The following is an 8,168-nucleotide window of genomic DNA, read 5'->3' as shown; positions in this document are numbered from 1 at the left end:
CGGCCGGGCCCGGGGCCGCTACGTCTATTTCATGGACAGCGACGACCTGCTCGAATCCGACGCGCTCGCGATCTGCTACGCGCGCTGCGAGGCGGACAGGCTGGACTTCGTGTTCTTCGACGCGGTGAGTTTCGGCGCCCCGGCTTCCGACGCCGCCTGGTTCGACTACCGCCGGGCCGCCGCCTTCCCCGGCATCCACACGGGCCGCAAACTGCTCGGGCGCATGCTCGACACCAAACGCTACCGCAGTTCGGTCTGCCTGAACCTGATTCGCCGCGAGCTGCTCGACCGTGCGGGACTGCGGTTTTACGCGGGTATCATCCACGAGGACGAGCTGTTCACGGCGCGCCTCTACATCGAGGCCGCGCGCGTGGCAGGCATCGCACGCACGTTCTTCCACCGCCGCGTGCGCGAAGAGTCGACCATGACCACCCGGTTTTCGCAGCGTAATGTCACGGGCTACATGACCGCACTCCGGGAGCTGAACCGTTTCGCCGCCGGGCGCGACGCCGAATCCCGGCGGGCGGTGCGCATGCTCACGCGCAGCATCCTGCGGGTTGTCATGCAGAGCGCCTGGCAGCTTCCCGCCGCCGATCGCCGGCGGCTGGCGCTCACCGCCCTGCGGCACTATCCGGCATGCATCAGCGGCAAAGCCCTCGGGGCGCTGCTGTTCAAGGGAATGATTAAAAAGCAAACCGGCAGATGAGTGTGAAACGGGAACTGGCTTCGGGCGTTTTCTACACCTCAATCGCCAAATACGCGGGCATCGTCGTGACGCTCGTGGTGTCGGGCATCCTGGCACGCTTGTTCACCCCCGAAGAGTTCGGCGTGGTGAACATCGCCACGGTCGTCATCGCCTTTTTCGCCATCTTCAGCGATTTGGGCATCGGCCCGGCGGTCATCCAGCACAAGAACCTCAGCAAACGCGACCTGGACGGCATCTTCTCGCTCTCGATTTGGTCGGGGGCCGTCATGGCGCTGCTCTTCTTCGCGGCATCGGGACTCGTCGCCTCGTTCTACGACGACTCGCAGGAGCTGCGCAACATCCTGCGCATCCTCTCCGCCAACCTCTTTTTCGCCGCCGCGAACATCGCCCCGAACGCCCTTATCCTCAAGCAGAAGCGGTTCCGGTTCGCCGCCATGCGTTCGCTTTCGGTGCAAATCGCCGGAGGCGCGGCGGCCGTTGCCGCCGCCTACGCCGGGGCGGGTATCTACGCCCTGACGATCAACCCCGTCTTTTCGAGCCTGATGCTCTTCGTGATAAATTACCGCCAGAACCCGCTGTCGCTGCACCTGCGCCCGGGGCGCGAGGCCATCGGCAAAGTCTTCTCGTTCTCGGCCTACCAGTTCTCGTTCCAGCTCATCAACTACTTCAGCCGCAACCTCGACAAACTGCTCATGGGCCGCTATATGAGCCTTTCGCAACTGGGCTATTACGACAAGTCGTACCGGCTGATGATGCTCCCGCTGCAAAACATCGCCTACGTCGTGTCGCCCGTCATGCACCCCATTTTCTCGGAGATGCAGGACGACCTGCGCCAGCTCGCCTCCTCGTACCGGAAAGTCGTCCGGCTGCTGGCATTTATCGGCCTGCCCCTCTCGGTCGTGCTCTGCTTCACGGCACAGGAGCTCGTTCTCATCATCTTCGGCAGCCAGTGGCAGCCGTCGGTGCCCGTATTCCGGATTCTGGCGCTCTCGGTCGGCATCCAAATCGTGATGTCCACCTCGGGATCGATTTTCCAGGCCGCCAACGCCACGCGGATGCTCTTCCTCTGCGGCGTGTTCTCGGCGACGCTCAACGTCGCGGCAATCTGCACCGGCATCTTCGCGTTCGGCACCACCGAAGCGGTCGCATGGTGCATCTGCGCCTCGTTCGCCGTCAACTTCGTCCAGTGCTACCACGCGCTGTTCTGCCTGACGCTCCGCACGGGCTGGGGCGCATTCTGGCGAAGCTTCCTCTCGCCCCTGCTGCTCACGGCACTCGTCTGCCTGCTGCTGGCGGCCATCGAGTGGCTGCTGCCGCCGATGCCCCTGGTCGTGTCGCTGGCCGTAAAGGGCGCCGCGGCGCTCGCCGTATGGCTGCTCTACGTGCAGCTGGGCGGCGAATACGACCTCAAAGGAACGGCCGCCCGGCTCCTGTCCCGCAAAAAACGATAACGTTATGAAAGGATTGTTCGTTGTTTTCCACGGATTTTCGGCCCACAGCGGCATCAGCAAGAAAATCTTTTACCAATGCGACGCCCTGCGCCGCAACGGGGCCTGTGTCGGGTTGTGCCACCTCGAAATCGCCGCCGACGGCACACAGCGCCGCATGGTCGGCGACCGCGTCATCCGCACCTTCGGCAAGGGGCTGCACGCCAAACTCGCCAAGCGGGTTTCGCTGACCGACATCACGCGCTACATCCGCGACGAAGGGGTGGAGTTCCTCTACATCCGCCACGACCACAACGCCAGCCCGGTGCTGATCGGCTGGCTGCGCCGAATCAAGCGGCTCGGCGTGCGCATCGCGCTCGAAATTCCGACCTACCCCTACGACGCCGAGTTCGCCCGGTCGCCCTTCGTGCGCAAACTCAAACTGCGCATCGACCGCACGTTCCGCCGCCGCATGGCCCGCTACATCGACCGCATCGTCACCTTCTCCGACGACCGCGAAATCTTCGGCCGCCCGACGATTCGCATCTCCAACGGCATCGACTTCCGGAGCATCCCGCTCAAGACGCAGAAACACGACAACCACCACGAAATCCGGCTCCTCGCCGTGGCCAACATCCACTTCTGGCACGGCCTCGACCGCATACTCGAAGGGCTCCGGGCCTATTATGCCGGAGCGCACCAGTGCATCGTACGCCTGCGCATCGCGGGCGACGGCGTGCAGTCGCTCATCGCGCAATACAGCCGCATGATCGAGCAATACGGGCTCCAGGAGTACGCCGAGGTCATCGGCCCCCGCTCGGGTGCGGAGCTCGACGCCGAATTCGAATGGTGCGACATGGGCGTCGCCAGCCTCGGACGCCACCGCAACGGCATCACGAGCATCAAAACGCTCAAGAACCGCGAGTATGCCGCACGCGGCATTCCGTTCGTCTACTCGGAGCGGGACAGCGACTTCGACGGCATGCCCTACGTGATGAAGGCCCCGGCGGACGACACGCCGCTCGACATCGCGGCCCTGGTGCATTTTTACGACGGCGTGCGCCTCACGCCCGCCGCGATACGGGCCTCGATCGAAGGCACCCTCTCGTGGGACAACCAGATGAAACAGGTATTAACCGAACTTTTCGAAGCATGACGACCGCAGCGATACTCTTCTGGGCGGGGATTTTCCTCGTCTTCTACACCTACCTCGGATACGGCATTCTGCTATGGATGCTGGTGAAAGTCCGCGAGGCCGTGCGCCCCGCGCTCCGGCGCGATTTCCCGGCCGACCCGCCCGAGGTGACCCTGCTCATCGCCGCCTGGAACGAGCAGGATGTCGTGGCCGGGAAGATGGCCAACTGCCTGGCGCTGAACTACCCGGCGGACAGGCTCCGCATAATGTGGATTACCGACGGCTCGACCGACCGCACGGGCGAACTGCTGGCCGCCTACCCCGGGGTGACGGTGCTGCACGACGCGCGCCGGGGCGGCAAGACCGCCGCGCTCAACCGCGCGCTGGAATTCATCCGCACGCCGCTCGTCGTATTCACCGATGCCAACACGATGCTCAACCCCGAGGCCGTGCGCGAAATCGTGCGCTGCTTCGAAGACCCGCAGGTGGGATGCGTGGCGGGTGAAAAACGCGTCGCAGGGACGGACCGTGCAGGCGCCGCCGCCACGGAAGGCGTCTACTGGAAATACGAGTCGAAACTCAAGGAACTCGACTACCGCCTCCATTCGGCGGTCGGGGCCGCGGGCGAGCTGTTCGCCGTGCGGCGCGAACTGTGGCGGACGCTTCCCGAAGATACGCTGCTCGACGACTTCGTCTGCTCGATGCTGATTGCCGCGCAGGGCTGCAAGATCGCCTATTGCAAGGATGCCTATGCACTGGAAACGCCCTCGGCCGACATGCGCGAGGAGGGCAAGCGCAAACGGCGCATCGCGGCCGGCGGCCTGCAGTCGGTGTGGCGGCTGCGCAAACTGCTCAACCCGTTCCGCTACGGGGTGCTGTGGTTCCAGTACGTGTCGCACCGCGTGCTGCGCTGGACGCTCACGCCCGTGGTGCTCGTCGCGCTGCTGCCGCTCAACGTCGCGCTGCTGTGGTCGGGGCATCCGGCGCTTTACGGCACGACGCTGGCCCTGCAATGCGCCTTCTACCTCGCCGCCCTCGCAGGATGGGCGCTGGAGCGCAGCGGACACCGCAACCGCCTGCTCTTCGTCCCCTACTACTTCCTCTTCATGAACCTCAACGTCTTCCGGGGCGCATGGTACCTCGCGACCCACCGCGGCCGCGGAGCCTGGGAGAAAGCCCGACGGGCCTGAAGGTTTTTTGACAACCCTGAAAAATTATGCTATATTTGTTGAACTAACTGCTGTCCGCCATGAAAAACATCGCCATCAAGCCCGAAGACTATACGATTCTCGCCGTCGATGACATCGCCACCAACATCATGCTGCTGAAAGCCGTGTTGAGCCGCGCGAAATACAAAATCGTCACCGCTTCGGGAGGCTTCGAGGCGCTCGAGAAAGTCGAAAAGGAATCCCCCGACCTGATCCTTCTGGACATCATGATGCCCGACATGGACGGCTACGAAGTGATCAAGCGGCTCAAGGCCGACCCTGCACACCAGGACATTCCGGTGATTTTCCTCACGGCGCTCCACAACCCCGAGGATATCGTCAAGGGATTCAAGCTGGGGGCCAGCGACTATGTTTCCAAGCCGTTCAACCACGAAGAGCTCATCACGCGCGTTACGCACCACATCTACCTGGCGGCGGCCCAGCGCACCATCACGCACCAGCGCGACGAACTGCAGGCCACGGTCGAGGCGCGCGACAAGATGTATTCGGTCATCGCGCACGACCTGCGCTCGCCGATCGGCACGCTCAAAATGGTGTTCAACATGCTCTCGATGAACCTCACGCAGGAGGAGGTCGGCGAAGAGAACTTCGAGATGATCACCATGGGCAACAACATCACCGAAAGCACGTTCATGCTGCTGGACAACCTGCTCAAGTGGACCAAGAGCCAGACCGGACGCATGAACACGGTCTTTCAGGAGGTCGACATTTCGGAGGTGGTGACTTTCGCCAGCAAGATGTCCGACCTCGTGGCGCAGGTCAAGAACATCGCCGTCGACTACGACATTCCGGGCCCCATCACGGTGCGCTGCGACGTGGACATGGTCAAGACCATCATGCGCAACCTGATGTCGAACGCCATCAAGTACAGCAACGAGGGCGGGCGTATCATCATTTCGGTGCGGGAAACCCCGACGCACGCCGTAATCAGCGTCCGCGATTTCGGCACGGGCATCAAGGAGGAAGACCTGCCCAAACTGCTCAACCCCGAGATACACTACACGACCTACGGCACCAAGAACGAGGAGGGCTCGGGCCTCGGCCTGCAGCTCGTACAGGATCTCACGCGCCGCAACGGCGGAGAGCTGACCGTCGAGTCGAAAGAGGGCGAGGGCTCGACCTTCAGCTTCTCGATTGCCAAGGAGCAGCCCGAATCCGACCCCGTGGAGGACACAGAAGGAGGAATCGCCCGCCCCTGAACGAAGCAGGGCGGGGCGTCATGAAAAAACGGGCGGCACGGTCGTGCCGGCTCCCGCTATTATTTCCGTACCGATAAAGATTATTTGAACCGTACTCCGGCTATCACGGCCTTATGGTCGCTGATGTCGTCGCCGAGCGTATAGTAGCGGACACCGGCAAAGTCGCCGCCGTAGAAGATATAGTCGATGCGCAGCAGGCCGCCCAGGTAACGGAACGTACCGCCGTAACCGTTCCCGACGGCGCGGAACCCGTCGGTCATGTCGCCTTTCATCTGGCGGTAGGCGTACGAGGAGGGCGTATCGTTGAAGTCGCCCGCCAGAATCACGGGATAGGGGGAGGCGTCGATCGCGGCACGGATTTCGCGCACCTGCCCGGCACGGATGCTGCTGTTGCTCTCCCACGCGACGAGCAGCGTATCCACAGGAGGGATCCCGAGGTTGTAATCCGTCCGGAAACGGCGGCGCAACTGCGCGATGCCCGAAGTCTGGAGGTGCACCGAAAAGATTCGCACCGTATCCCTGTCCACGAGCAGGTCGGCGCACAGATAATCGTTGGAGGTGTCCGGGAACTGGACATATGTGTAATCGAGAATCGGATAACGGCTGGCAAGGGCCGCGCTCCCGGCATGAACGAAATAGGGCATGCTGCGGGCGAAAAGCGCCCCGATGCTGTCGGCCGGAAACTCCCGCCCGTCCATGAATTCCTGCAGGCAGAGCACGTCGACATTCTCGCGCTGCATCACGCGAGCCACGGCATCCGCCGTGGCGGATAGGGAACCCAGGCGGCGGAAGCCGTTAACGTTGAGCGTGGCGACCCGTATATCGTGCGGCCCGTCCGCAGTGCTGAAATCGGGAAGCTGCACCATGGCCGAAATGTACCCCAGGTTCAGCCCCAGCGCCGCCACCGGCATCAGGGCCACGACCCATTTGCGGCGCACGAGCCACCAGACGAGCGCCAGCAGGTTGGCCAGCAGTATGGCCGGCATGAGCAACGCTATCGTAGCCCAGAATCCGCCCTGTCCGGGGGCGACGAACGACGCGCGCCAGCTCAACACGGCGGCGGCGAGCAGCAGCCCGGTAACTGCGACCGAGAGGCTGTACAAGAGATACGAAACGGCTTTACGACCCATTTTGTGCTATAATCTAACGATTTATGCGCTCAAAGATACGCTTTTTCAAATAAAAACTATAACTTTACGCACTCAAAAAAGACGCAATTGGAATGAAGAGGATCCTGATCTCCGGCGGTGCCGGATTTATCGGTTCGCACTTATGTGAAAGACTGCTCCGCGATGGTAACGACGTTATCTGCATCGACAACTATTTTACCGGACACAAGAGCAACATCCGGCACCTGCTGAACCACCCCAACTTCGAAGTCATCCGCCACGACATCATCTACCCGTATACGGCCCAGGTCGAGGAGATTTACAACCTCGCCTGCCCCGCCTCGCCGATTTACTACCAGCACGATCCGATCAAGACCACGCAGACGTCGGTCATCGGCGCCATGAACATGCTCGCCATCGCCCGCTGCAACCGGGCCAGAATCCTGCAGGCCTCGACCTCCGAAGTCTACGGCGACCCGTTGGTACACCCCCAGCCCGAGGAGTACTGGGGACATGTCAACCCGCTGGGGCTGCGTTCGTGCTACGACGAGGGCAAGCGCTGCGCCGAATCGCTCTTCATGAGCTACTTCCGCGAATACGGCATCCCCGTGAAGATCATCCGCATCTTCAACACCTACGGCCCCAACATGGACATCAACGACGGCCGTGTGGTTTCGAACTTCATCGTGCAGGCGCTGCGGGGCGAGCAGATCACCATCTACGGGGACGGCGAGCAGACCCGCTCGTTCCAGTACATCGACGACTTCATCGAGGGAATGGTGCGCATGATGGAGCGCACGCCCGACGATTTCACAGGCCCGGTGAACATCGGCAACCCGCACGAGTTCACCATCAACGAACTGGCCTCCATCGTGCTGGAACTCACGGGTTCCAAATCGAAAATCATCCACATGCCCCTGCCCTCTGACGACCCGCAGCAGCGCAACCCCGACATCTCGCTCGCCCGCAAGATGCTCGACGGCTGGGAGCCGACGGTCCAGCTGCGCGAAGGGCTGCTCAAGACCATCGCCTATTTCGAAAATATCCTGTCGCGGGGAGGAGTCAGGCACTGACCCGGCCCCGCCGCGGCACTTCCCTCACGGCTTTGCCAGGGCATCGCGGAGCACCGCACCCGCCAAACGCACCAGCGTGCGCGTCGGATGCAGCCCGGCAAACCCGTTGAGCATTCCCCAATCGTGTATCACGCCGTTGAAACGCACGGTGGTCACCTCGACGCCCGCTTCGTCCAGGCGGCGGCCCATCGCCTCGCCCTCGTCGCGCAGGATGTCGTTCTCTGCCACGGCGATCAGCGTCGGGGGCAGTCCCCGCAGGCGCTCCGCCGACGCGCGCACGGGCGACATCA

General features: G+C 62.7%; 8 protein-coding genes. 6 read left to right on the top strand and 2 right to left on the bottom strand.

Annotation, left to right across the window (positions count from 1 at the left end; genetic code table 11):
- The 5 genes from QZT71_RS11365 to QZT71_RS11345 all read left to right on the top strand — a co-directional run.
- Positions 1 to 706, top strand: a 706-nt coding sequence (locus QZT71_RS11365; protein ID WP_295916256.1) for a glycosyl transferase family A, incomplete at its 5' end; no start/stop codon positions are given.
- The gene (locus tag QZT71_RS11360) at positions 703 to 2,157 is read left to right on the top strand and encodes a lipopolysaccharide biosynthesis protein (RefSeq protein WP_295916254.1); all 1,455 of its coding nucleotides are present in this window, start codon (positions 703 to 705) and stop codon (positions 2,155 to 2,157) included. The genes QZT71_RS11365 and QZT71_RS11360, both read left to right, overlap by 4 nt.
- Positions 2,158 to 2,161: 4 nt before the next feature.
- The gene (locus QZT71_RS11355; RefSeq protein ID WP_295916252.1) at positions 2,162 to 3,289 is read left to right on the top strand and encodes a glycosyltransferase family 1 protein; all 1,128 of its coding nucleotides are present in this window, start codon (positions 2,162 to 2,164) and stop codon (positions 3,287 to 3,289) included.
- On the top strand, positions 3,286 to 4,458 hold the full coding sequence (locus tag QZT71_RS11350) for a glycosyltransferase family 2 protein (RefSeq protein WP_295916250.1): 1,173 nt from the start codon (positions 3,286 to 3,288) through the stop codon (positions 4,456 to 4,458). Before QZT71_RS11355 ends, QZT71_RS11350 begins: the two co-directional genes overlap by 4 nt.
- 59 nt (positions 4,459 to 4,517) lie before the next feature.
- Positions 4,518 to 5,696: a hybrid sensor histidine kinase/response regulator gene (locus QZT71_RS11345; protein ID WP_295916248.1), complete on the top strand. Its 1,179-nt coding sequence runs from the start codon at positions 4,518 to 4,520 to the stop codon at positions 5,694 to 5,696.
- 80 nt (positions 5,697 to 5,776) lie between these two features.
- On the opposite strand, the gene QZT71_RS11340 is transcribed toward QZT71_RS11345, so the two are convergent.
- Entirely contained in the window at positions 5,777 to 6,826 is a 1,050-nt protein-coding gene (locus QZT71_RS11340; RefSeq protein WP_295916245.1) for an endonuclease/exonuclease/phosphatase family protein, read from the bottom strand.
- Between the two features lie 92 nt (positions 6,827 to 6,918).
- On the opposite strand from QZT71_RS11340, the gene QZT71_RS11335 reads away from it, so the two are divergent.
- The gene (locus QZT71_RS11335) at positions 6,919 to 7,878 is read left to right on the top strand and encodes a UDP-glucuronic acid decarboxylase family protein (RefSeq protein WP_295916243.1); all 960 of its coding nucleotides are present in this window, start codon (positions 6,919 to 6,921) and stop codon (positions 7,876 to 7,878) included.
- A gap of 24 nt (positions 7,879 to 7,902) precedes the next feature.
- On the opposite strand, the gene QZT71_RS11330 is transcribed toward QZT71_RS11335, so the two are convergent.
- On the bottom strand, positions 7,903 to 8,168 hold a 266-nt coding region (locus QZT71_RS11330; protein WP_295916241.1), incomplete at its 5' end, for an alpha/beta hydrolase fold domain-containing protein.

This window comes from uncultured Alistipes sp., from assembly GCF_902388705.1.
Classification (GTDB): domain Bacteria; phylum Bacteroidota; class Bacteroidia; order Bacteroidales; family Rikenellaceae; genus Alistipes.
Note: the sequence above shows the minus strand (reverse complement) of the source record. Positions and strands in the feature narration are given on the sequence as shown.